The following is a 20138-nucleotide window of genomic DNA, read 5'->3' on the forward strand; positions in this document are numbered from 1 at the left end:
CCCGGTAGACGACCGGGTTGATAGGCTGGAAGTGGAAGCGCAGTAATGTGTGGAGCTGACCAGTACTAATAGGCCGAGGACTTGACCACAAAGCAATGTGCTTGGTCTGTTGCAGCGCTCTGTCCCTTCGCCGGGTCCGGAGCAGCGCCAGGCCAGGGATTGTGCTCGCGTCCACTAGGCAATTCTGAGACAGCAAACGGTGTTTGTGTGTTTCATAGGGTTACGGCGGTTATGGCGAAGGGGAAACACCCGGTTACATTCCGAACCCGGAAGTTAAGCTCTTCAGCGCCGATGGTACTGCACCGGGGACGGTGTGGGAGAGTAGGTCACCGCCGGACAATCTTTCATGAGAGGGCTCCCGCCGTTTGGTGGGGGCCCTTTCGTGCTTCCCAGGGTCTTTTCCTTTCAACAGATCCCGGTGACGGAGAAGCCCCGGCCTTCCAGGACCGGGGCTTCTCCGTCACACCGCTGTTTCCCGTCAGGGGGTGATGAAGAGACCGTCACCCACGGTTCGCTCCGCGCCGTCCGAAGGCCGGTTCACGGGCTTGTGGTTGACGACCATCACACTGGAGCCGCCACCGTCGAAGTTGATGGCCTGCTTGGCTCCCAGCCACCGCATCAGCTGGGCGGCCTCCACCATCGAGGCGCCCACGCTGACTCCGGGGTTGCGTCCGTCGACCGTGGCCAGGATGAGCCCGCCCGACTTGTCGACGCCGACCATCGTGCGCGGGTGACGCCGGAGCATCATGTTGATCGAGGCGTGCCCGTCGGCCGCCGCGGTGATGCGCACCCGGCCGTTCCTGACCAGCCCGACCCCGCCGCCCATGATGTGTGTCTCCGGGGTGAGTGGTATGGCCCGCTGCGTGCGCAGGTCGATGACCTTCCCGTCCACCTTCATCCAGGTTCCCTGCCCGTGCTCCTGGAGCCAGACGGCCGCCAGGCCGGTGCCGTGGAGCAGGTAGGTGCCCCGGGCGACGATGCCGCCGGCCTGACGGACCTTGATGACCCTGCCGTCGGCGGCGTTGACGACGACCTCGATGCCGCCGTCGGCTGCTGTCTTGCCGCCGAACTCCTCGGTGTAGAGGACGAGCTCCTCGGCCCCGGCGGCCCGGTTGATGCCGTTGATCTCGGCCTTCGTCCCGTCGGAGGAGATCGCGGTGACCGTGGTCTTCAGCTCGGTGATCCGCGCCTTGCGGCCCTGGGTGATGACGAGACCGCTGCGGCCCGGCACGGCCTCGCTGAGGAGCCTGCCGCCCACGACGGACACACCGACCGGGTCGCCCTGGAGCGCCTTGGCCGTGTGGATGTTGAAGAAGCCGCCGTTGACCCCGGCGATGGCGCCGGCCAGCTTCGACATCGAGCTGGTGCTCTCGCGCTTGGCCACGCTCTTGCCGACGCTCGTCTTGAAGGATCCCTTGAACAGCTTCGGGTTGACCATCAGCACGCGCATGTCCCAGGGACCGGTGGTGTCTGTGCCGTCGTCGCCGAGATAGTCGGTCTTGGCCCGGACACCGGCTGCCTTGAGCTCCTTCACGACCTTGTCGGCCTTGGCTCGCTGGCCGAACGACCACAGGCCGGTCCTCACCATGTAACGCTCCACGGCGGGAGCGTCCGAGGCGGCGGGCTGCACGATTCTCAGAATTTCAGGGGCGAATCCGGCGTCCTCCATCGCCTGGGCCACCGTCTGTGCGGTGACCAGGGAACCGGCGTCATGCCCGTTGGGCATAAGAGCGGAAACTGTCCACCCTTGGGTGGATTTGCCGTGTTTCACACTAAAAAGGGTAATTCCCGGTGCCACGCTCTGCTGCTGCTTCACCGGCGCCATGCTCACACCCAGCGGGAACGCGGAGGAGGGAAACCCGACACTCGCCTGTTTCGCCTCGGCGGGAACCGCCACGGCGGTGAGTGTCAGGGTCATCAATCCGGCGACAAGGTGTCGCGACATGTGCATCTCTCCCCGTTGGTCTCCGATTTCGTGAACCATCGTGCCGAGATCTACGGGTCAAGGGGAGGCAAACAGGTGAAACATCCCAAGAAAGTGTTGTTGCTCACGCTGGAGGTTCCGCGTACCTGATCCCGTCAGCCCACGCAGTGGTACACCTTGCGCAGCGTCTCGTGGACGATCCAGACGGTCTTGGCACCCTCGGCGAGCAGGCAGACCGATCCGGGCACGAGTTCCAGGGTGGCGCCGCCGTCGACTTCCAGTGTGGCGCGGCCGGACAGGACCACGAACATCTCGTCACGTTCCACATCGACGACCGTGCCCGGTGTGATCTCCCAGATGCCTCGGCTCTGCCTGCCGTCCGGTGAGGACCACAACTCGATCGACGAGACGCGCGGAGAACCCGCCAGGATCTGGTGGGGCTCCAGCTCTTCCGGTGACAGCCGTACGTCGTCGGTGGGGACGGAGAACGCCCCGGCGGCGGCGACCATCCGGGTCAGATCGGCGGTCTCGGGAACGAAGATCTCGGGCATGGGGACCTTTCAGGAACGGGGACTGTCTCTCCGGAAGGACTCCAGAGCCAGGAGGGCGACGTGGAGTGAGAGACAGGATTCGACATCGTCCAGATCGGTGTCGAGGACGCGCTCCAACCTGCGGAGACGGTCGTAGAAGGCGGGTCTGGACAGATGGGCTCTCTGGGCGGCGACGGCCTTGTTGCGACCCGAGTCGAGATAGACCCGCAGGATCCCGGTGAGGTCGCCGCCGCGCTGGGCGTCGTGGGCGAGCAGCGGTCCGAGCTCGCGCTCCGCGAAGGTCTGCAGCCGGGCGTCGTCGCGCAGAAGATGGAGCAGTCCTCTCAGGCGAAGGTCGGGCAGCCGGTAGAAGGCGCGGCCGTCGGGGTGTCTGACGGCCACGTCGGAGACCTGCTCGGCCTCCAGGAAACTTCTCCGTACGTCGCGGATCGACTCGACCAGGGAGCCGGCGGCGAGGACGAAGGGGACGGTGAAGGCCGCGCGCAGGTGATCGGCGAGCGTGGTCAGCGCGGCCTCGGGGAGGACGCGCGGCGGAAGGGGGAGCAGGACACCGACCCGATTCTGGTCCAGGGCGCCGACGAGGGCGGGAAGGCGGGCCTCGCGGCAGGCGGCGGCGGCCGCGTCCGCCAGCTCGCCGAGTTGGATGAGCTGCTCCTGGCCCTCCAGCGGCTTGTCCGCGGTCTCGGCAAGGCGGAGCACCACGCTGATGAGCTTGCGTCCGGTGAGTGACACACCGACCGCGCGGGCGCGTGCCGCGGCCTCCTCGGGGTCGGCGTACGCGTGGGTGAGGATTCCGGTGATGATCGTGCCGTGCGCCTGACGTTCCAGTGACTCCTGGTGGCGCTCCAGCAGGCGGCCCAGGGCGAGGGTGGTCGCGGCGCGCTCGGCGAGCACGATGTCGCGCGGCCCTGGCTCCGTGTCGCAGAGGATGATCAGGCGGCCCCAGTCCTGGCCGCGTGCGCCGACCATGGTGACCAGCCAGCCGGAGGCGGCATCGTAGGCGGTGCGCAGGTCGGGCGCGACCGCGCGGGAGCGGGTCTCCCAGCCCGCGAGCAGGGAGCCGGTGTCGCGGCCGGCGGTCTCGCAGGCCAGCACCTGGTGGGCGAGGTTCTCCAGCAATGCGGGGCGCCCGGACAGCCTCGTCACCTGGCCCAGGACATCCGCCGGAGAGGCGCCCTCGACCGACAGCTCGGTGAAGACCTCGTGCAGTTGCTCGGAGGCGCGGAGCTCCTCCAGCTGGATGTCGATGATCCGGGCGTGCACCGACTCGGTGATCTGCACGAACGGTGTCTCCCTGGCCAGGGTGACCAGAGGCAGGCCGTGCTCCTCGGCGGCGCGGACCACGGCGCCGGGCAGCTCCCCGACGAACTTGCGGCCCAGTTCCACGATCAGTCCCGAGGCGCCCACGGCGACGAGCTCGGCGATGTAGTCGGCGAGCTTGCGGGGATCGTCGGGCAGGGCGATGCCGGTGGTGAGCACGAGCTCGCCTCCGCGCAGCAGGTGCGCGATGTCGGTCACCTCGCCCACGTGCACCCAGCGCACCCGGCTGTCCAGCCGGTCGGCCCCCGCCACGACCCGTGGATTGCCCCGACGGACGGTGTCCAGGGCGAGGACGTCGGCGACGGTAGGGAGCACCTGTCGAGAATATCCGATCAGCATGTAAGCGCGAGAGGGTCACGCTTTACAGCCTGTTTGCCCCACCCTCCCCGCCACCTGCTTTCCCCCGCGAGCACGGTCACCGCTCGGCTCCCGTGGGGGCGGTCCAAGGATCGAAGACCCGCGCCGCGGCGGCCCTTACTCCATCGCCGCCCCTCACCCGCTCTTGCGTTCCTACCGGCGCGACTCCCCGGTTTCTTCGATGTCCGCGCCGGGTGCCGAGCGGCTCCGCGGCGCCAGAGGTGCCAGAGGTGGGGTGGCGCGGTTCAGGTGGGCCTCCAGTCCGTCGAGGAGGCAGGTCAGGCCGAACTCGAAGTTGAGCGCCCTGGCGGAGTCGACGTCCATGCACCGGTACTCGGCGTAGCGGGCGGCCAGCTCGGGGTAGTCGGCCGCCGCCTTCTCCACCACGGGCTGCAGGGCCTCGTTCAGTTCGTTGGAGTCGAGGCCGGCCTTGGCGGTCATCGCCCGCCAGGAGATTTCGGGCGCGGTGACCCCGAGCACGTACGCCAGAAGCGTCGAGGCGGCGTGGTCCTGGTCGAGGCCGCGGAACCCGGCGTGGTCGAAGGTGGCGACGAGCCGGCTCATCATCCGCATCGCGTTGGGGCCGATGGCGGGGGTCGTCCCGATGTAGCTGATGACCCAGGGGTGTGTGAAGAGCGCCTGGCGGATGGAGTACGCGAAGGAGGAGGCGGCGTTGCGCCAGGTGGTCTCCCGGACGTCCGGAATGTCGAACTCGCCGTAGACCTCGTCGAGGACCAGCTCAAGCAACTCGTCCTTGTTCGCCACGTGCCAGTAGACGCTGGTCGTCCCCGAGCCGAGCTTGGCGCCCAGGCGGCGCATGCTCAGCGCGTCCAGCCCTTCGGCGTCGAGCAGCTCCATCGCCGTGCGCACGATCTGCGTGCGGCTGAGGGTGGGACTCTTCGCGGTGCGCCGCTCGCGGGTCCAGACGGAGCTGAATTGCTGTTCCACTCCTCAAGCATAAATCTGGTGGCACGCTGTTCGAGCTTATCGTACGGTGTGCGAGTGGAATCGAACGCTGTACGAGTCGAACGTGATCCGAGGCGCTGGTGGATCCTCGGAGTGCTCTGTCTGAGCCTGCTTGTCCTCGTGGTGGACAACACCGTCCTGAACCTGGCGATCCCCGCCCTCATGGTCGATCTGGGGGCGAGCCCGGCCGACATCCAGTGGATCATCGATGCCTATGTCCTGGTCTTCGCCGGGCTGCTGCTCACCTCCGGCAGCCTGTCGGACCGTTACGGTCGCAAGCGCTTCCTGATCATCGGTCTGGTGCTGTTCGGCGGCGCCTCGCTGCTCGCCGTGCTGGTCACCGAGCCCTGGCACCTGATCGGCGCCCGCGCGCTCATGGGCGTCGGCGGCTCCATCCTCATGCCGAGCACCCTGTCGATCCTGATCACCGTCTTCGACGACGAGGAACGCCGCAAGGCGATCGCCGCGTGGAGCGCGGTGGCGATGGTCGGCGTGATCGCCGGTCCCACGCTGGGCGGCTTCCTGCTCGAACACTACTGGTGGGGATCGATCTTCCTGCTCAACGTGCCGGTCGCGATCGTCGCCGTGATCGCCGCGGCGCTGCTGATGCCCGAGTCGCGCGGTCCGGCGAGAAGGCTCGACCCGGTCGGTGTCGTGCTGTCCACGACCGGCATGAGCGCCCTCGTCTACGTGGTCATCTCCGCGCCGACCGCGGGCTGGACCTCGGCGGAGTCGCTGGTCGCCGCAGGGCTGGCGGTGGCGGCGCTGGGGGCGTTCGTGATCTGGGAGCTCAGAACGGAGCACCCGATGCTTCCGCTGGAGTTGTTCCGCGACCGGAACTTCAGCGGGGCGTCGTTCTCGATCGTGCTGATGTCGTTCGGCACGGGAGCGCTGCTGCTGATGCTCACCCAGTACCTGCAGTTCGTGCTGGGCTACAGTCCGATGCGCGCCGGTCTCGCGCTGCTGCCGTACGCCGTGGCCGCCGCGGTGTTCAACGGGGTCGGCGCCGCGCTGGGGCAGAAGGTCAGCAACCGGATGCTGGTAGCCGTCGGCCTCGCCGTGATGGCCGGTGGGTTCGGGGTGCTCGCCGTCATGACCGCCGACACCGGGTACGGCCTGCTGATCACCGGTCTCATGCTGATGGGGGTCGGCGGGGGTCTGGCGGGACCCGCGGCCTACGCGACGCTGATGGGGGCGGTACCGCCCGCGCACGCCGGTGTCGGGTCGGCGCTCAACGACACCGTCCAGCAGGTCGGCATGGCGCTGAGCGTCGCCGTGCTCGGCAGCGTGCTGGCCGGGGTCTACACCGCGTCGATGCCCGACGACGCCCCGGCCGCCGCGCGCGAGTCGATCGGCGAGGCGCTGCGACTGGGGGACGGGGGAGTGATCGAGACCGCGCGCGAGGCGTTCGTCTCGGCCATGTCGTTCGGCTCCTGGGTGGGGGTCGGCTTCACCCTCGCCGCCGCCACGCTGGCGTTCCTGGTGCTGCGCCCCGCGCCCGTGTCCGGGGCCGGTACGGAGGAGGGACTGGCGAAGGCGGGGAGCTGAGAGGTCGTCCAGGCCGTCGGCCCCGTGCGACTCGCGCCACGCCAAGGACGGCGCGAGCCGCCGGGGGTCGGGACGGGGCTCAGGTCGCCCGCGCTCCGGCGTGGGACGCGAGCCGAACGGGCTCCGCCGCGGGATGCGAGGGCGCCGTGGGATGTGAGCCGCACGGGCTCCCCGTGCCGCACGACCGCGTCGGGGACCTTTTCCCGGCGGAGCGGACGACCGCCTTCGATGCCCTTCAGCGCCCCGCGCGGCCCCGCTGCCCCGGTGAGGGTGATCCTCACGGACGGAGCCTGACAGTGTGCAGGGTTTGGTGGCGATATGCCGACATATTGTAGGTATGAGCGATGGCCCCGAGAGGCGATACTCGATGTATGTCGGACCTCCTTGCGCGCCATCGCGCGGTAATGCCCAACTGGCTGGCCCTTTACTACGACGAGCCCATCGAGATCGTCTCGGGCAAGGGAAACCGCGTCGTCGACGCGTCGGGCAAGAGCTATCTCGACTTCTTCGCGGGCATCCTGACCAACATGATCGGGTACGACGTGCCCGAGGTGCGCGAGGCCGTCGAGCGGCAGATCGCCACCGGTGTGGTGCACACCTCCACGGTCTACCTGCTGCGCGGTCAGGTGGAGCTGGCCGAGAAGATCGCGAGGCTCTCCGGCATCCCGGACGCGAAGGTCTTCTTCACCAACTCCGGCACCGAGGCGAACGAGACCGCCCTGCTGCTGGCGACCTACGCGCGTAAGTCCGACCAGGTGTTCGCCATGCGGCAGAGCTACCACGGCCGCTCCTTCGGAGCGGTCAGCGTCACGAGCAACCGCGCGTGGAAGAACAACTCGCTGTCACCGCTGAACGTGCACTTCCTGCACGGCGCCGACCGGCATCTCACCCGGTTCCGCGGCCTGTCCGACGCCGACTACATCGCGGCGTGCGTCGACGACCTGCGCCACGTGCTCTCCACCGCCGTCGCCGGCGACGTGGCGGCGCTGATCGCCGAGCCGATCCAGGGGGTGGGCGGTTTCACCATGCCTCCCGACGGGCTGTTCGCCGCCTACCAGGAGGTCCTCGACGCCGAGGGCATCCTGTTCATCTCCGACGAGGTGCAGACCGGCTGGGGGCGCACCGGCTCGGCCTTCTTCGGCATCCAGAACCACGGCGTCACGCCCGACATGATGACCTTCGCCAAGGGGCTGGGCAACGGCTTCGCGGTCGGCGGCGTCGTCGCCCGCGGCGACCTGATGGACAACCTCCACGCCGTGGGACTGGCCACCTTCGGCGGCAACCCGATCTCCATGGCCGCCGCCAACGCCACCCTGGACTACGTCCTCGACCACGACCTGCAGGCGAACGCCGCGAGGACCGGTGCCCTGATCATCGACGGGCTCCGTGCGGCGGCGCCGAGGCTGCCGATCGTCGGCGACGTCCGTGGCAAGGGCCTGATGTTCGCCGTCGAGCTGGTCGACCCGGCGACCGGCGAACCCTCGCCGGCCCTCGCCACCCGGTTCATGGAGGAGACCAGGAAGTCCGGCCTGCTCGCGGGCAAGGGCGGCCTGAAGGGCAACGTGCTCCGGATGGCCCCGCCGCTCACCCTCTCCCTCGACGAGGCCGCGGACGGCCTCGGGATCATCGTCAGCGCGCTCGAAACCATCAACGCCGAGGTCGTCTCGTGAAGAACGTCACCCACTGGATCGGCGGAGGCCCCGTCGAAGGCTCCGACCGTACTTCGGAGATCTTCGACCCCGCGACAGGGGAGGTCGCGGGCCGCGTCCACCTCGCGTCCGTGGGCGAGGTGGACGCGGCCGTGGCCGCCGCCGTCGAGGCCTGGCCCGCCTGGCGGGACGCCTCGCTGGTCAAGCGCTCGCAGGTGCTGTTCCGCTTCAGGGAGCTGATGTACGCCAACCGCGACGAGCTGGCCCGCCTCATCTCCGAGGAGCACGGCAAGGTCCACTCCGACGCGCTGGGCGAGGTCGCGAGGGGCCTGGAGGTCGTGGAGTTCGCCTGTGGCATCCCGCACCTGCTCAAGGGCGGTTTCTCCGAGGGCGTCTCCACCCGGGTCGACTCCTACTCGATCCGGCAGCCGCTGGGCGTCGTGGCCGGGATCACCCCGTTCAACTTCCCGGCGATGGTGCCGATGTGGATGTTCCCGATCGCGATCGCCGCGGGCAACGCCTTCGTCCTCAAGCCGTCGGAGAAGGACCCCTCGGCGTCGCTGCTGATGGCCGCGCTGTGGAAGGAGGCCGGGCTGCCCGACGGCGTCTTCAACGTCGTCCAGGGCGACAAGGTGGCGGTGGACCGGCTGCTGGAGCACCCGGACGTGCGCGCGGTCTCGTTCGTCGGGTCCACGCCCATCGCGAGGTACGTCTACGAGACCGGCACCTCCCACGGCAAGCGGGTCCAGGCGCTCGGCGGCGCCAAGAACCACATGCTCGTCCTGCCCGACGCCGACCTCGACCTCGTCGCCGACGCGGCGGTGTCGGCCGGTTTCGGCTCGGCGGGGGAGCGTTGCATGGCGATCTCCATCGTGCTCGCCGTGGACCCGGTCGGGGACGAGCTGGTCGACAAGATCGTCTCTCGGGTCTCCGCGCTCACCGTCGGTCCCGGTGACGACCCGTCCTCCCAGATGGGACCTCTCGTCACCGGGGCCCACCGCGACAAGGTCGTCTCCTACCTCGACCTGGGCGTTTCCGAAGGCGCCAAGCTCGTCGTGGACGGCCGCCTGACCCCCGTCCTCGGGGGCGGTGCCGCCCAGGACACGGCCGGATTCTGGCTCGGCCCCACGGTTCTCGACCACGTGGCCGCCGGCTCCCGGGTCCACCGGGAGGAGATCTTCGGTCCGGTCCTGTCGATCGTCCGCGTCTCCTCGTACGAGGAGGGCCTGGAGCTGATCAACGGTGGTGAGTTCGGCAACGGCACCGCGATCTTCACCAACGACGGGGGCGCGGCCCGGCGTTTCCAGAACGAGGTGGAGGTCGGCATGATCGGCATCAATGTGCCGATCCCGGTGCCGATGGCCTTCTACAGCTTCGGCGGCTGGAAGGCATCGCTCTTCGGGGACACCCACGTCCACGGGGCCGAGGGCGTGCACTTCTACACCCGGGGCAAGGTCGTCACCTCCCGATGGCTCGACCCGAGCCACGGTGGCGTCAACCTCGGCTTCCCGACCAACGGGTAGCCTCCGACCCGCGAGGCCCGCGCCCCTCCTGCCGGGGCGCGGGCCTCGCGTCTTTTTCCGCCCCTTTCTCGGTGCGACATGCGGACACCCGGGACGGGCGCGGGCCGGTAGGCTCCCGGGCAGGTCGGTGGCGATGTCGGGAGGAGACCTCGTGGGCCTCGTGGGCAGGGACAGGCTTCGCCTGGCGCGGCTGGGAGCGCTGCTCGGAGTGGGCGTGCTCGCGCTCGCCGCCTGCGCCCAGGCGGGGGCCACGACCACGGCGAGGCCGATGCGCGGCCCCTCGTCCTCCGCGACACCCGTCACCCCCTCCGCGACGCCCACCGCCGCGACCCGTGCGGCCACTCCGAGCCCGACGCCTTCGCCGTCCATCGGCGAGGGCGAGGGCACGCTGCGGGTGCTCACCTTCCAGGGGTACGTCGAGTACGGCGGGACCAGTTCGCAGGTCAACTGGCTCACGCCCTTCGAGCGGGAGAGCGGCTGCGTCGTCAAGCTCGACCGGGTCCGTACGAGCGAGGAGATGGCCGTCAGGTTCGCCACCGGCGCCTACGACGCCGTCTCACCCGCCCCCGACCTGGCGGGGCTGCTGGTGGCGCAGGGGAAGGTGGCGCCGCTGGAGACGGCGTTGGTCGACGACTACCGGCGGATCCCCAGGCGGCTGCGCGAGCTGCCCGGCCTGCGCGAGGACGGCAAGGTCTACGGCATCCCCTACCTGTGGGGGGTCAACCGGGTCCTCTACGAGGAGGGCAGGCCCGAAGGGCCGTCGGCGCTCTACGGGACGTCCTCCGCGGCGATCAGGAACAGCCCGCTGAGCATCGCCGACGCCGCGCTCGCCCTCGGCGGGAGGCGTCCCGGGTCGAAGACCGAGGATCCGTTCCAGCTCACTTCCGCGCAGCTCGACGCCGCCCTGAGGCTCCTCGCCGAGGGCGAGGGTCCCGGCCGGGTTTACTGGGACGGCTCACTCGACCTGGTCAGGGCCCTGTCGGCGGGACCGGTGCGGATCGCCCAGGCCCTCCCGTACCACCTGGACCTCTTCCGGCGCGCGGGCCGGCCGATGAAGGCGCTGGAGGGGGTGCCGATGACCGGGTGGGTCGACTCGTGGATGCTCGCGGCGAAGCCCGCCAGCCCCAACTGCGGCTACCGGTGGCTGAACTGGGTGAGTTCGGCGTCGGCGCAGCGCCCCGCCGCGGCCTGGACCGGGCTGGCCCCGGCCAATCCGGAGGCGTGTGGCGGTCACGCCCGCCGGATGTGCGAGATCTACCACGTGCGAGACAGCCGGCGGCTGCGCGATGTCGTCTTCGCCACCCGCCCGACGCGCGATTGCGGGGGTCGTGGTGGGGAATGCACCGATTACACCGAGTGGGCGGAGCGCTGGAAGCAGCTCCTGAAGTGATCGGTTTCCCGCCGGTCCGAGCGTGAAGGGCCGCGGGCCCGTCCTTCCCTCCTCGTGACACTCGTCTCCAGCTATGCCCGCATATCTCGCGTTTGGCCGCGCTTTTCGTTGTCGTGATCGTGTTTGACGATGGATTCGGTGGGAAAATCATGGTCTCGATATCGACTGGTTGACCAGTCAGTGGGTAGTCTGGTCGCCATGAGAATCCTTCTTGTTGGAGCGGGCGGCGTCGGTTCCGCCGTCGTGCCGATCGCCGCACGCCGAGATTTCTTCGAACACATCGTGGTCGCCGACTCCCAACAGGACCGGGCCGCCGCTGTCGTGGCCAGGATCGCGGACCCGCGCTTCAGTGCCATCGGACTGGACGCCTCCGACCGGGCGGCGGTCGAGGCCGCCCTCGCCGAGCATCGCTGCGACGTGCTCTTCAACGCCGTGGACCCCCGCTTCACCATGTCCCTGTTCGAGGCGGCGCTCAACGCCGGGGCGCACTACCTCGACATGGCGATGTCGTTGTCGCGACCGCACCCGCGCAGGCCGTACGAGCTGACCGGGGTGAAACTCGGCGACGAGCAGTTCGCCCTCGCCGAGGCCTGGCGGCGGAAGGGCGGCCTGGCGCTGGTGGGGATGGGGGTGGAGCCGGGGCTCGCCGACGTGTTCGCGCGCTACGCCGCCGAGCACCTGTTCCGGAGCATCGAGGAGATCGGCATCCGCGACGGCTCCAACCTGGTGGTCGACGGTTACGACTTCGCGCCGACGTTCTCCATCTGGACGACGATCGAGGAGTGCCTCAACCCGCCGGTGATCTGGGAGAACGGCGGCTGGCACACCACCGAGCCGTTCAGCGAGCCCGAGGTGTTCGACTTCCCCGAGGGGATCGGGCCGGTCGAGTGCGTCAACGTCGAGCACGAGGAGGTGCTCCTCGTGCCCCGCTACATCGACGCCAAGCGGGTGACGTTCAAGTACGGCCTGGGTGAGGAGTTCATCGGGGTCCTGAAGACCCTGCACAAGCTCGGCCTGGACAACGCGGACAAGATCAAGGTGGGGGGAGTCGAGGCCTCGCCGCGCGACGTGGTCGCGGCCAGCCTGCCCGACCCGGCCACCCTCGGCGACCGGATGCGCGGCAAGACCTGCGCCGGGACCTGGGTGAAGGGTGTGGGCAAGGACGGCCGGCCGCGCGAAGTGTATCTCTACCACGTGGTCGACAACGAGTGGTCGATGCGGGAGTACGGCTGCCAGGCCGTGGTCTGGCAGACGGCCGTGCACCCGGTGGTCGCCCTGGAGCTGCTGGCCACCGGTGCCTGGTCGGGCAGTGGCGTGCTCGGCCCCGAGGCGTTCGACGCCGTGCCCTTCCTGGAGTTGCTCAACGCCTACGGCTCGCCGTGGGGCATGCGCGACGAGAGCGCCGAGAGCGCCGAGACGCTCCTGTCCGCCTGAGGGCCCTCCCCGCCGTCTCCTCGGCTTACTTCGTAAAGGCGTGCCGGGGATTCCGGCCGCATCGGCTTCGCGAGGGTGATCGGGGTGCCGACGGAGGCCGCAGCCGTACCGGTGATCAACCGGTGCGGGACCGCGGACTCGCACCGGTTGTCGAGAAGAGCTCAGAAGAAGGCCACGCGCCGGGGCCGGGAGCGGGCGTCGTCCTGCTGCGGTAGCAGCGCGTCGGCGCACTCCGGGCAGGCGAAGAGGGCCGTGCCGTCGGGGAGCCGGCCGATCCTGGTCCGCGGGCGAGGCCACTTCTTGTGGCAGGCCACGCAGGCGTCGCCCTCACGCTGGGTGCGGGTCAGTCCGTCGGGATCGAAGGTCATCGTGGCGTGTGCCGTGCTGGGCGGCCTCCAGTTCATCGTGTTCCTTTCAGCGCGGAGACCCCGCCTTGAGGCGTGGGAAGGAAACGCGGCAAGGCGCCGTACGGGTTGGTGGCATGCGCGTGCGGTGGCGATGGCCGAGCCGCCTACGCATACCCGCACCACCCTCGCCGCCGGGCCGGCGGCGAGAGAAAACGCCTGTGGAGCCGGGGTAGGACCTCAGAGGGGAGAATTTCTCTCCTGGCGGGCAACTGGCGGTGAAGCGGGAGACCCACCCCGTGCGGGTTGGAATCCCCTGGCTTCGGTCGTGGGGAGGAAGCCGATCACATTCCTCCAGCGTGGTGACTCCTTGTTCTCTCCCGTGGCTCGGCCGCGAGGAGGACGTCGGCACGTTTCCTGTCTTGATCGCGTACTTTCATATCGGAACCGTTATAACGCGGTCACGACCCGTGATCGCTGTGGCGGATGTCAAGCGGTGGTTAAATCACGGCCTACATGCGGGCCGTATAGCGACAAAAGGGACACTCGGCATCAAGCCGGGTGCCCCTTTTGGTGCGTTCTAAACAGTCAGGCCTCGTTCACGGCCTTCTCCAGGATCGCGAGACCCTCCTCCAGGAGGTGATCGGGGATGACCAGTGGCGGCAGGAAGCGCAGCACGTTGCCGTAGGTGCCCGCGGTCAGCACGAGCAGACCCTCCGCGTGACACCTTTTCGCGATCTCGCCCGCCGCCGTGGGGTGGGGCTCGCCGGTGCCGGGCACGACCAGCTCGATGGCGATCATGGCGCCCCGGCCGCGTACGTCGCCGATGATCGGGTTTCTCCTCGCCATGGCGCGCAGCCGCGGAAGCATGGTCTCGCCGATGCGGCGGGCCTTCCCGATCAGGTCGTCGGCCTCGATGGTCTCCATCACGCCCAGCGCGGCCTCGCAGGCGAGCGGGTTGCCGCCGTAGGTGCCGCCCAGCCCGCCGACGTGGACCTTGTCGAGGATCTCGGCGCGGCCGGTGACGGCGGCGAGCGGCAGGCCGCCCGCGATGCCCTTCGCGGTGACGATGATGTCGGGCACGATGCCCTCGTCCTCGCAGGCGAACAGGTGGCCGGTGCGGCAGAAGCCGGTCTGCACCTCGTCGGCGACGAAGACGATGCCGTTCTCGCGGCAGAACTCCAGGATCCTCGGCAGGAAGCCCTTGGCGGGCTCGATGAAGCCGCCCTCGCCCGCGATCGGCTCGATCACCACGGCGGCGATGTTCTCGGCGCCGATCTCCTTGGTGATCTGGTCGATCGCCTGGGCCGCGGCCTCTTCCGCGCAGTTCTCCGGGCCGGTGGGCCAGCGGAACGGGTAGGCGAGCGGTACCCGGTAGACCTCGGGTGCGAACGGGCCGAAGCGGTGCTTGTAGGGCATGTTCTTGGCCGTCAGCGTCATCGTCAGCAGGGTCCGACCGTGGTAGCCGTGCTCGAAGACGACGACCGCCTGGCGGCCGGTGGCGTGGCGGGCGACCTTGACCGCGTTCTCCACCGCCTCGGCGCCGCTGTTGAGCAGGAAGGTGCGCTTCTCGTGGTCACCGGGGGTGATCTCGTTGAGTTTCTCGGCGACCCGCACGTACGACTCGTACGGCGTGATCATGAAGCAGGTGTGGGTGAAGTCCGCCACCTGCCTGCTCACCCGCTCGACGACGCGCGGGGCGGAGTTGCCGACACCGGTCACCGCGATGCCGGACCCGAAGTCGATCAGAGAGTTGCCGTCGGCGTCGACCACGACACCGCCCCCGGCGTGCGTCACGAAGACGGGCAGCGTGGTGCCGATGCCCGGTGGTACGGCGGCCTGCTTGCGCGCGAGCAGTTCGCGGGACCTCGGGCCGGGAATCTCGGTGACGAGGCGGCGCTCCTGCGGAAGGGAGGGGCCGCCCTCGGTGACGGTGCTCATGATGTGAAGCTATGTCGCCGGTGCCGGTGTGCCGATGATGCACTATGGCAAAATTGCGAAGAGCAGAATAGACATAACGTACAAAAAAAGGGGGTGGGGATGGCGCCGACGCTGAACACCGTCGTACGGCGGCTCGCCCTCGGGCTCGTCGTCCTCACCGGGCGGGAGGCGCTCGACCGGCCGGTGCGCTGGGTGGCGGTCAGCGAGCTGGAAGATCCCACCCCGTTCCTCGAGGGCGGCGAACTGGTTTTGACCACGGGCATGCGCCTGGACGCCCGCAACGCCGGCCCCTACGTCGAGCGGCTGGTCGCCAGAGACGTCGCCGGACTCGGGTTCGGCGTCGGACTCGGGCACGAGACGATCCCCGAGGCGCTGGTCGAGGCCGCCACGCGGGCCGGGCTGCCGCTCGTCGAGGTGCCGCGCGACACCCCGTTCGTCGCCATCGGCAAGGCGGTGAGCGAGCTGATCGCCGCCGAGCAGTACGACGAGCTCAGCAGCGCCTTCGCCGCCCAGGGCCGCCTCACCCGCGCCGCGCTGCGCCCGGAGGGCCCTCGCGCGGTGATCGACCGCCTCGCCCGCGAGCTGGGCGGCTGGGCGATCCTGCTCGACGAGGCGGGGGCCGTACGACATCTGGCGGGCAGAGGCGCCGCCGCGGCGGCCGGAGACCTCGGCCCCGAGCTGGAACGGCTGAGAAGGATCACGAGTCAGGGCGCTCCCGCGAGCGTCGCCCTCTCCTCACCCGAGGAACACGTCATCGTGCGGCCACTGGGAGCCCGTCGGGTGAGGGGATTCCTCGCCGTCGGCATCGGCCGGTCCTTCACCCCGGTCGCGCACACCGTGGTCAACGCCGCCGCGTCCCTGCTCACACTCGCCGTCGAGCACGGTGTGGAGCACCTGGCCGCCGAACGCCGGGTCCGCTCCGCGGTGCTGCGGCTGCTGCTGGCCGGGCAGCCGGAGGCCGGGCGCGAGACGCTGGAGCGGCTGGGGGAGCGGCTCGCCGGCGAGCCGCTGGTGGCGATCGCCTGCGCCGGTGAGCCTGAGGCGGTGCTCGAGGCCGCGGGGGCCGAGTTCGCGGCGGCCGACGGCGACAGGGTGGTCCTGCTGGTCCCGCCCGCGCGGGCCGACGCCGTGGCCGCGACGCTCGGCGAGTACGGCCCCGTCGGGGTCGGCGAACCGGTGGGTCTCGACGACCTGCGCGCGGGACTGGAGCAGGCCGACCGGGCGCTCGCCGCGGCCGGGCGCGGCACCGCGCCGGTGGCGCGCTTCGCCGACCTGGCGGGGCAGGGGCTGCTCTCCCTGCTCGACCCCGGCGTGGCGGAGGCGTTCTCCTCCGCGCTGCTCGCCCCGCTCAGGGAGTACGGCTCGCGTGCGGATCTGCTCGGGTCCCTGCGCGTCTACCTGGACTGCAACGGCCACTGGGACGCGGCGGCGCAGCGGCTCGGGGTGCACCGCCACACTCTGCGCTACCGCATGCGCCGGGTGGCGGAGCTGGTCGGACGTGACCTTGAGGACCCCGCCGTCCGCGCCGAACTCTGGGTCGCCCTCGCCGTCGCCAGGTGAGGGCGGAGGTCCAGGGGGGCGGACCCGGGGAACGCCGTCGGGGTCAGTCGCGGTCGACGACCAGGTAGCGGGAGATGACGGCATAGGTGACCGTTTCGTAGGTGGCGCTGTCGCGCAGGTGCCCGGCACGTTCCAAGCCGATCGCGCCCTGGGCCGCGGCCCACACGGCGTCGGCGATCTTCCTGGGCTGGGTGGGGACGATGTATCCCGCCGAGATGCAGTCCGCGATCACCCGATCGACGATGTTCAGCGCCGCGCGGGCGAGGGTCCTGGCCCGCTCGCTCGGCACGAAGCCGGGGATCGCGCGCTCGAACATCAGGGCGTAGTAACCGGACTCGTCCAGCGCGACCTCCCGGTAGACGGGACCCAGCGCGATGAGGTGCTCCAGGGCGTCCTTGCGCGAGGGCACGGCCTCCAGGCGGCGCCGGAAGCGCTCGAAGCCTTCCAGGTACAGCGCCTCGGCGAGGCCCTCCTTGCTGCCGAACATGGTGTAGACGACGGTCGTCGAGCATCCCGCCTCGGTGGCGATGCGGCGCATCGAGAGGCTCTCCGGCCCGATGGTGACCAGCAACTGGCTGGCGACGTCGAGCAACCTGGCACGAAGCTCGTCCTGAGATGCCCGCTCACCGACAAGGTAGGCGCCCTGAAGGCCGCGCGGCGCCGAGGAGGTCATGCGCCCACGCCCTTCCGCTCTCATCGTCATCCGGTGACTTAGCCACGGTGAAGATCATTCAAACCGGTGCCTTGTAAGGAATATCCCCGATTACCCCTGTTTTCGTTACAGGGCACGGACGGGCGGTTTTATGCGGAACGGCGTGCCGTCGCGAGGCTGTTGTGCGGAGTGGAGTAAGACCGCTCCCATGCCGGTGACATAGCGTCTGGATATGGACGTGCGCCCCTTCTGGCTCGCCGGACGCCCCGCCAAGGGCGAGACCGAGCTCACTGTGACCAACCCGCATGACGGCCGCGTCGTCGCCGTCTGCTCCGTGCCGACCGACGGCCAGGTCGAGGAGGCCGTGGCCGCCGCGGCGGCCGTGCGGAAACAGGCCGCCGCGCTTCCGATCCACGTACGGGCCGAGGCCCTCGCGCACGTCTCGCGTCGCCTCGCCGAGCGCGCCGACGAGATCGCCGCCCTGATCACCGCCGAGAACGGCAAGCCGATCTTCTGGGCCCGCGGCGAGGTCGGCCGGGCGATCTCCACCTTCAGGTTCGCGGCCGAGGAGACCCGCCGTCTCGGCGGCGAGACCGTGCGCCTGGACACCGAGGCCGCCTCCGCGGGCCGCCTCGCCTACGTCTCCCGGGTCCCGCACGGCCCGATCCTGGGCATCAGCCCGTTCAACTTCCCGCTCAACCTGGTCGCGCACAAGGTGGCCCCGGCCATCGCCGTCGGTGCCCCGATCGTCCTCAAACCCGCACCGGCGACGCCGGTCTCCTCGCTGGTCCTGGGCGAGATCCTGGCCGAGACCGACCTGCCGGAGGGCATGTTCTCCGTGCTCCCCGTGTCCAACGACCGCGCCGGCGCCCTGGTCGAGGACCCGCGCCTACCGGTCGTCTCCTTCACGGGCTCGGCCCCCGTGGGGTACGCGATCATCGACCGGGTCCCGCGCAAGCACGTGACCCTGGAACTCGGCGGCAACGCCGCCGCGGTCGTGCTCGCCGACGCCGACCTCGACTGGGCCGCCTCGCGGATCGCGCTGTTCTCCAACTACCAGGCCGGTCAGAGCTGCATCGCCGTACAGCGGGTGATCGTCGAGGCGTCGGTCCACGACGACTTCGTGGCCCGGCTCGTCCCGGCCGTCGAGGCCCTGGTCACCGGTGACCCCGCCGACGAGAAGACGCAGGTCGGCCCCCTCGTGTCGGCCGAGGCCGCCGAGCGCGTGGAGCAGTGGGTCGGCGAGGCCGTCTCCGCGGGCGCCCGTCTGCTGACCGGCGGCACCCGCGACGGCGCCACGTTCGCGCCGACCGTGCTCGCCGACGTGCCGGCCGACGCCAAGGTCTCCCGCGAGGAGGTCTTCGGCCCGGTGATGGTCGTCCAGAAGGTGTCCGGTGTGGACGAGGCGTTCGCCGCGGTCAACGACTCCAGGTACGGCCTTCAGGCGGGGGTGTTCACCCGCGACCTCGACCACGCCTTCCGCGCCAACCGGGAGCTGGAGGTCGGCGGTGTGATCATCGGTGACGTGCCGTCGTACCGCGCCGACCAGATGCCGTACGGAGGGGTCAAGGACTCGGGTGTCGGCCGCGAGGGACTTCGCTCGGCGATCGCGGACTTCACCTACGAGAAGGTGATGGTCCTCACCGGCCTCACCCTCTGACGGGCCGGGGCCCGACCCGCGCGCCGTCGATCCGCCCTTCCGAGGCTCATCAGGGGCACCGGCCCGAACTTTCGACGGGCCGGTCCCGGCGCCACAGGCCCGGCTTTCCGCGGCAGGTTCCGGCTCTCGGTGCCGTCGAAGCGACCTTGCGACGCTCTCGGCGCGGTCTCCGCGCCGAGGTCACGACGCGGAGGCCGTGGCGTAGAGGGCCTTGGCCGAGTCACCGAAGTAGGGGCCGTACATGGTGCGGCGGTCGTCGCTGTACTTGAAACTGCTGACCGAGACGATCGTGCCCCGGCCGGTGGAGGCGTCGAAGCCGCTCAGCCAGGGACCCCCGCTGGATCCGGCGGTCATGTCGCAGCGCATGCCCTGGTCGCGGGTCTGCCCGTTCGGGTCGTCGCGGAGCGGGCCCGCGCAGTAGACCAGGTGCTCGCCGTCGTAGGGCGCGTCGGCGGGAAAGCCGAAACCGCTCGCGAGGCGCCCCCTGGGAACGCCGAAGGCGATGTCCTGGCCGCCGACGACGTCGCCAAGGTGTCTGCCGCCGCTGGTGGCGACCGCCACCATGCCGATGTCGTGGCTGTCGTCGCCCTCACGCGACCAGGGGCCCGCGACGAACATGCGGCGCGCGGTGTACTGCCCGTACGGGCGGCGGCCCTGGCTGTAGCCGGGGACGAAGGTCCAGTTGTCGGCCCAGGCGCCGGTGCCGTCCTTGACGCAGTGGCCGGCGGTCACCACCAGATCCTTGTTGGCGCTCCTGACCGAGCTCGCCGAGCACACGAAGTCGCTGCCCTTGATGGTGAGGAACACCCGTCCCGTGGTGCGTGCCACCGCCCCGCCGGAGGTCCACCGGGCGCCGGCGGTGCGGGACACGGCGCCGTGCGATCTCTGGCGGGGGACGACCCCCCGACCGGTGGCGGAGAGCCGCCCGAGCGTCCCGGTGGCCTTGTCGAGCCGGTCGAAGGGGGTCGCGGAGGCCATCCGGCGGGGGGTCCAGTAGCCGAGCAGGCGCTCCCGCTCCGACGCGGTGGGAGCGGGCGCGTGCTCGACGACGTCCGGCGCACCGGACGTCGCGACCGTCGCGGGTTTCCCCGTCGTCTCCGTCGTCCCGGCCTTCTCCGCCGTCTCCGCGGAGGGGTGCACGGGGGGCTTCGCGGACCGTTTCCCGAACTCGGTGACCGCCTGCCAGGTGGCCGTCGCGCCGGGCGCCGGGGCGCTCAGCGACCCGGCGAGGAGCGAGGCGGCCGCAAGCAGGGGGAGGCTTGAGGTCATGAAACCCGAGTTTGCACTACGTGTGGTGTTCCCGTGATTACTTTTGGTGA

The 20138-nt window shown here is 70.1% G+C and carries 15 protein-coding genes and 2 rRNA genes; 9 read left to right on the forward strand and 8 right to left on the reverse strand.

Features of this window, described 5'->3' with window-relative positions; genetic code table 11:
* Positions 1-89 (forward strand): 23S ribosomal RNA (locus tag ACFY3D_RS15950); the annotation flags it as partial.
* Between the two features lie 132 nt (positions 90-221).
* Positions 222-338: ribosomal RNA gene (rrf, locus tag ACFY3D_RS15955) — 5S ribosomal RNA — on the forward strand.
* Between the two features lie 140 nt (positions 339-478).
* On the opposite strand, the gene ACFY3D_RS15960 is transcribed toward rrf, so the two are convergent.
* From ACFY3D_RS15960 to ACFY3D_RS15975, 4 genes are all read right to left on the reverse strand, one after another.
* Positions 479-1945, reverse strand: a complete 1467-nt coding sequence (locus tag ACFY3D_RS15960; protein ID WP_362898756.1) for a phosphodiester glycosidase family protein — start codon at positions 1943-1945, stop codon at positions 479-481.
* A 134-nt stretch (positions 1946-2079) separates the two neighbouring features.
* A complete protein-coding gene (locus tag ACFY3D_RS15965) occupies positions 2080-2475 on the reverse strand; it encodes a cupin domain-containing protein (RefSeq protein WP_350944822.1) in 396 nt (131 codons plus the stop codon).
* 9 nt (positions 2476-2484) lie between these two features.
* Entirely contained in the window at positions 2485-4110 is a 1626-nt protein-coding gene (locus ACFY3D_RS15970) for a PucR family transcriptional regulator (RefSeq protein WP_389980066.1), read from the reverse strand.
* Between the two features lie 195 nt (positions 4111-4305).
* Complete coding sequence (locus tag ACFY3D_RS15975; RefSeq protein ID WP_389980069.1) at positions 4306-5100, reverse strand: TetR/AcrR family transcriptional regulator; 795 nt, start codon at positions 5098-5100, stop codon at positions 4306-4308.
* Positions 5101-5154: 54 nt separating this feature from the next.
* Between ACFY3D_RS15975 and ACFY3D_RS15980 the strand changes: the two genes are divergently transcribed.
* From ACFY3D_RS15980 to ACFY3D_RS16000, 5 genes are all read left to right on the forward strand, one after another.
* Entirely contained in the window at positions 5155-6666 is a 1512-nt protein-coding gene (locus ACFY3D_RS15980) for an MFS transporter (RefSeq protein WP_389980072.1), read from the forward strand.
* Between the two features lie 371 nt (positions 6667-7037).
* Complete coding sequence (locus ACFY3D_RS15985) at positions 7038-8336, forward strand: aspartate aminotransferase family protein (RefSeq protein WP_350944816.1); 1299 nt, start codon at positions 7038-7040, stop codon at positions 8334-8336.
* Positions 8333-9838 carry a CoA-acylating methylmalonate-semialdehyde dehydrogenase gene (locus tag ACFY3D_RS15990; RefSeq protein WP_389980075.1) on the forward strand — a complete coding sequence of 502 codons (1506 nt, stop codon included), beginning with the start codon at positions 8333-8335 and terminating at the stop codon, positions 9836-9838. The genes ACFY3D_RS15985 and ACFY3D_RS15990 overlap by 4 nt, the downstream gene beginning before the upstream one ends.
* 151 nt (positions 9839-9989) lie before the next feature.
* Complete coding sequence (locus tag ACFY3D_RS15995; protein ID WP_389980078.1) at positions 9990-11228, forward strand: ABC transporter substrate-binding protein; 1239 nt, start codon at positions 9990-9992, stop codon at positions 11226-11228.
* A gap of 198 nt (positions 11229-11426) precedes the next feature.
* Positions 11427-12662: a saccharopine dehydrogenase family protein gene (locus tag ACFY3D_RS16000; RefSeq protein ID WP_389980081.1), complete on the forward strand. Its 1236-nt coding sequence runs from the start codon at positions 11427-11429 to the stop codon at positions 12660-12662.
* 161 nt (positions 12663-12823) lie between these two features.
* Here the strand turns inward: ACFY3D_RS16000 and ACFY3D_RS16005 are convergent, their stop codons facing one another.
* Together ACFY3D_RS16005 and gabT are read right to left on the reverse strand one after the other, a co-directional pair.
* Entirely contained in the window at positions 12824-13066 is a 243-nt protein-coding gene (locus tag ACFY3D_RS16005) for a hypothetical protein (RefSeq protein WP_350944810.1), read from the reverse strand.
* A gap of 528 nt (positions 13067-13594) precedes the next feature.
* Positions 13595-14947 carry a 4-aminobutyrate--2-oxoglutarate transaminase gene (gabT, locus tag ACFY3D_RS16010; RefSeq protein WP_389980084.1) on the reverse strand — a complete coding sequence of 451 codons (1353 nt, stop codon included), beginning with the start codon at positions 14945-14947 and terminating at the stop codon, positions 13595-13597.
* Positions 14948-15046: 99 nt separating this feature from the next.
* On the opposite strand from gabT, the gene ACFY3D_RS16015 reads away from it, so the two are divergent.
* Positions 15047-16507, forward strand: a complete 1461-nt coding sequence (locus ACFY3D_RS16015; RefSeq protein WP_362898738.1) for a PucR family transcriptional regulator — start codon at positions 15047-15049, stop codon at positions 16505-16507.
* A 43-nt stretch (positions 16508-16550) separates the two neighbouring features.
* On the opposite strand, the gene ACFY3D_RS16020 is transcribed toward ACFY3D_RS16015, so the two are convergent.
* Positions 16551-17180, reverse strand: coding sequence for a TetR/AcrR family transcriptional regulator (locus ACFY3D_RS16020; protein WP_389980087.1), 630 nt, complete (start codon positions 17178-17180; stop codon positions 16551-16553).
* A 211-nt stretch (positions 17181-17391) separates the two neighbouring features.
* Between ACFY3D_RS16020 and ACFY3D_RS16025 the strand changes: the two genes are divergently transcribed.
* Positions 17392-18819, forward strand: a complete 1428-nt coding sequence (locus ACFY3D_RS16025) for an aldehyde dehydrogenase family protein (protein ID WP_350944806.1) — start codon at positions 17392-17394, stop codon at positions 18817-18819.
* 180 nt (positions 18820-18999) lie between these two features.
* On the opposite strand, the gene ACFY3D_RS16030 is transcribed toward ACFY3D_RS16025, so the two are convergent.
* Positions 19000-20088, reverse strand: a complete 1089-nt coding sequence (locus tag ACFY3D_RS16030) for a trypsin-like serine peptidase (protein ID WP_389980090.1) — start codon at positions 20086-20088, stop codon at positions 19000-19002.
* Positions 20089-20138 lie beyond the last annotated feature (50 nt).

The sequence above is a fragment of the Streptosporangium sp. NPDC000509 genome, from assembly GCF_042898365.1.
GTDB lineage: Bacteria > Actinomycetota > Actinomycetes > Streptosporangiales > Streptosporangiaceae > Streptosporangium.

Bases quoted from the DNA above. Each gene is read 5' to 3' on its own strand.
- ACFY3D_RS15960 (WP_362898756.1), bottom strand. From the start codon at position 1,945: ATGTCGCGACACCTTGTCGCCGGATTGATGACCCTGACACTCACCGCC.
- ACFY3D_RS15965 (WP_350944822.1), bottom strand. From the start codon at position 2,475: ATGCCCGAGATCTTCGTTCCCGAGACCGCCGATCTGACCCGGATGGTC.
- ACFY3D_RS15985 (WP_350944816.1), top strand. From the start codon at position 7,038: ATGTCGGACCTCCTTGCGCGCCATCGCGCGGTAATGCCCAACTGGCTG.
- ACFY3D_RS16000 (WP_389980081.1), top strand. From the start codon at position 11,427: ATGAGAATCCTTCTTGTTGGAGCGGGCGGCGTCGGTTCCGCCGTCGTG.
- ACFY3D_RS16005 (WP_350944810.1), bottom strand. From the start codon at position 13,066: ATGAACTGGAGGCCGCCCAGCACGGCACACGCCACGATGACCTTCGAT.
- gabT (WP_389980084.1), bottom strand. From the start codon at position 14,947: ATGAGCACCGTCACCGAGGGCGGCCCCTCCCTTCCGCAGGAGCGCCGC.
- ACFY3D_RS16015 (WP_362898738.1), top strand. From the start codon at position 15,047: ATGGCGCCGACGCTGAACACCGTCGTACGGCGGCTCGCCCTCGGGCTC.
- ACFY3D_RS16020 (WP_389980087.1), bottom strand. From the start codon at position 17,180: ATGACCTCCTCGGCGCCGCGCGGCCTTCAGGGCGCCTACCTTGTCGGT.
- ACFY3D_RS16025 (WP_350944806.1), top strand. From the start codon at position 17,392: ATGGACGTGCGCCCCTTCTGGCTCGCCGGACGCCCCGCCAAGGGCGAG.
- ACFY3D_RS16030 (WP_389980090.1), bottom strand. From the start codon at position 20,088: ATGACCTCAAGCCTCCCCCTGCTTGCGGCCGCCTCGCTCCTCGCCGGG.